The organism is Streptomyces hainanensis (genome assembly GCF_004348415.1).
In the GTDB taxonomy this organism is placed as follows: Bacteria; Actinomycetota; Actinomycetes; order Streptomycetales; family Streptomycetaceae; genus Streptomyces; species Streptomyces hainanensis.
Genome location: NZ_SMKI01000735.1, coordinates 1 through 2,377 on the forward strand (window position 1 = coordinate 1; position 2,377 = coordinate 2,377).

The 2,377-nt window shown below is 75.8% G+C and carries 2 protein-coding genes; one reads left to right on the plus strand and one right to left on the minus strand.

Annotated features, from left to right (window positions below; translation table 11 throughout):
- The coding region (locus tag E1283_RS35360; RefSeq protein ID WP_132822256.1) for an FAD-dependent oxidoreductase at positions 1-564 on the minus strand (564 nt) is incomplete at its 3' end.
- 184 nt (positions 565-748) lie between these two features.
- Between E1283_RS35360 and E1283_RS35365 the strand changes: the two genes are divergently transcribed.
- Complete coding sequence (locus E1283_RS35365) at positions 749-2,356, plus strand: molybdopterin-dependent oxidoreductase (protein ID WP_425086276.1); 1,608 nt, start codon at positions 749-751, stop codon at positions 2,354-2,356.
- Positions 2,357-2,377: the final 21 nt, after the last annotated feature.

Genomic DNA, 2,377 nt, shown 5'->3' on the forward strand with positions numbered 1-2,377 from the left:
GCGGAGGGCCTCGCCTGGTGGGCAGGACCAGACGGCGGACACCAGGGGCAGGGCGAAGTGGGCGGTGAAGTAGCGGGTGAAGCGGCCGGCCGCGAGGAAGTCGCCGAGGGTGTGGCCGTCGTCCTCGGGCTCGCCGGCGGCCAGGTGGCGGCGGGCGAGCCGGTGGAAGCGCGGCACGTCGAGGAGCATCCTCGGGAAGCGCGGGTCGAGGACGTTGCGCGGGCGGGCCAGCAGCCCGCGCGGGCCGCGGGCCCCGGCGTACTCCAGCCCGCAGCCCTCGCACCGCACGGACATGCTCATCTCCGACTCCTGGGTGGCGACGCCGAGTTCGGCGAAGAGCCGGAGCAGGTTCGGATAGGTGCGGTGGTTGTGGACCAGGAAACCGGAGTCGAGCTGATGGGTCCGGCCGCCGGGCTCGGTCACCTCGTGGGTGTGGGCGTGGCCGCCGAGCCGATCGTCCGCCTCGAAGAGCGTGACGTCGTCGCGCCGGCCGAGCAGCCAGGCCGCGGTCAGCCCCGCGACGCCCGCTCCGATCACGGCGGTCGCCGTCTCCCGCACCGTCATGCCCTGCCCTCCGCCTCGCCGTACCGGCCTCTCACAGGGCATTCGTAGCCGGGCGGACGACGGATGGGCCCCAAGGGACATCGCACGTGGCGAACATCAGACCTATACGTCACCCGTGTGGGTGAGTCGGGGAGCTTCTGAAGCACCGACCAATCCGGCGCCGCGTCGGCACCGAAGCACTGTTGTGAGAGGTGAAGACGGCACAAACCCGGAGAAGGCGCCCACGCGGTGGCTCGCCGGCGCGGCGCACGCGCTCGGCGGGTTGCTGGCCGCCGGCGCCGCGCTCGCGGTCGCGGAACTGGTCGCCTCCGGCGTCCGCCGCGAGGCCGGGCCCGTCACCGCGGTCGGCGGCGCGGTCGTCGACCGCACCCCGGCCCCCGTCAAGGACTGGGCCATCGAGACCTTCGGCACCCACGACAAGCTGGTGCTGCGGCTCGGCATCGTGGCCCTGTTGACGCTGTTCGCGGCGGCGCTCGGGCTGCTGGCGGCCCGTCACCGGCGGCTGGCCGCGGCCGGCGTGCTGCTGTTCGGCGTCGTGGGCGTGCTGGCGGCCGCCGAACGTCCCGACGCCGGCCGGTTCGACGCGGTGCCTTCGGCCTGCGGAGCGGTCGGCGGCGCGCTCGCGCTGTACCTGGTGGCCGGCCGCGCGCCCGCGCCGACCGGCCGCCGGTCCCCCACGGAGCCGGGGCCGCCGCGGCCGGACTTCGACCGGCGCGCCTTCGTGGTCGCGGCGAGCGCGGTGGCCGCCACGACGGCTGGCGCCGGCTTCGTGGCGTCCCGCGTCAACGCCGCGGGGCGGGCCGAGGCCAGCGCCGGCCGGGCCGCGATCCGGTTGCCGGGGCCCGCGTCGGCCGCGCCCCGGATGCCGCGCGGCGCCGAGCTCCGGGTGCCGGGCCTCGGCCCCCTGGTCACCCCGAACGCCGACTTCTACCGCGTGGACACGGCGCTGACCGTGCCCCGGGTCGACGCCGGCTCGTGGCGGCTGCGGGTGCACGGCGCCGGCGTCACCCGACCCCTCAGCCTCACGTTCGACGACCTGCTGCGGCGTGAACTCGTCGAGCGGCGGATCACGTTGACCTGCGTCTCCAACCCGGTGGGCGGGCCGTACGCGGGCAACGCCCACTGGATCGGGGTGCCGCTCGCCGAGGTGCTGCGCGAGGCGGGCGTGCGACCGCCGTCGGCCGGTGGCCAGGCCGACCAGTTGGTGTCCCGCTCGGTGGACGGCATGACCATCGGCACCCCGGTCGAGACGGTGCTGGACGGCCGGGACGCGCTGCTCGCGCTCGGGATGAACGGCGAACCGCTGCCGTTCGCCCACGGCTTCCCGGTGCGGATGCTGGTGCCGGGGCTCTACGGCTACGTCTCGGCGTGCAAGTGGCTTTCCGAGCTGGAGTTGACCACCTTCGACACCTACGACGCCTACTGGGTCGAGCGCGGCTGGTCCCGCGAGGCGCCGATCAAGACGCAGTCCCGCATCGACACGCCGCGCGGCCTCGCCCGGCTCACCGCGGGAACGGTCCAGGTCGCCGGGGTGGCCTGGGCGCAGCACACCGGCGTCGACGGGGTCGAGGTCCAGGTGGACGACGGCCCCTGGCTCCCGGCCGAACTGGCCGACGAGGACTCGGTGGACACCTGGCGCCAGTGGCGGTGGGAGTGGCGGGCCGAGCCCGGCCGGCACCAGCTACGGGTGCGGGCCACCGACCGCTCGGGCGAGACCCAGACCGCCGACCGCGCCGACCCCGTCCCCGACGGCGCGACCGGACGGCACTCGGTGGTGGTCGACGTGACCTGACGCCGCCCCGCCCCGCAGCAG